Consider the following 560-nt stretch of genomic DNA (forward strand, 5'->3'; position numbering starts at 1 on the left):
CGACAGCTTGGTGATGTCCTCACCCTTGTAGCGGATGGTGCCGGAGGTCGGCTGCTCCAGGTTCATCAGCAGCTTGGCGACCGTGGACTTGCCGCAACCGGACTCCCCCACGATGCCCAGCGTCTCACCCGGGTACAGATCGAAGGAGATGCCGTCGACGGCCTTGACCGCCCCGACCTGCCGCTTGAAGAGGATGCCCTGCGTCAGCGGGAAGTGCTTGGCCAGATCCCGCACCTCCAGGATCGGCTCCCGCCGTTCGCCCTGCTCAGGCCGCTCAGCCATCGATCGTCTCCTTCCAGAAGTGGCATGCGCTGCCGCGCTTCTCGTCGACCTCGGCGAGCGGGGGCAGATCGGTTCGGCAGATGTCCCGCGCCACCGGGCAGCGTGGGTGGAAGGCGCAGCCGTCGGGCACCTTGGCCATGTTGGGCGGCAGGCCCTGGATCGCGTACAGTTCCCGGCCCTTCTGGTCCAGGCGTGGGATCGAGTCGAGCAGGCCCTTGGTGTACGGATGCGCCGGAGCCCGGTACAACTCCTTGACCGGTGCGGTCTCCACGATGCGA

General features: G+C 67.1%; 2 protein-coding genes. Both read right to left on the bottom strand.

The window, feature by feature from the left end:
- A partial coding sequence (locus tag JW613_RS35475; RefSeq protein ID WP_209215313.1) for an ATP-binding cassette domain-containing protein occupies positions 1 to 282 on the bottom strand: 282 nt, incomplete at its 3' end.
- The coding region (locus tag JW613_RS35480) for an oligopeptide/dipeptide ABC transporter ATP-binding protein (RefSeq protein ID WP_372448049.1) at positions 275 to 560 on the bottom strand (286 nt) is incomplete at its 5' end. The genes JW613_RS35475 and JW613_RS35480, both read right to left, overlap by 8 nt.

The organism is Streptomyces smyrnaeus, assembly GCF_017676345.1.
In the GTDB taxonomy this organism is placed as follows: domain Bacteria; phylum Actinomycetota; class Actinomycetes; order Streptomycetales; family Streptomycetaceae; genus Streptomyces; species Streptomyces smyrnaeus.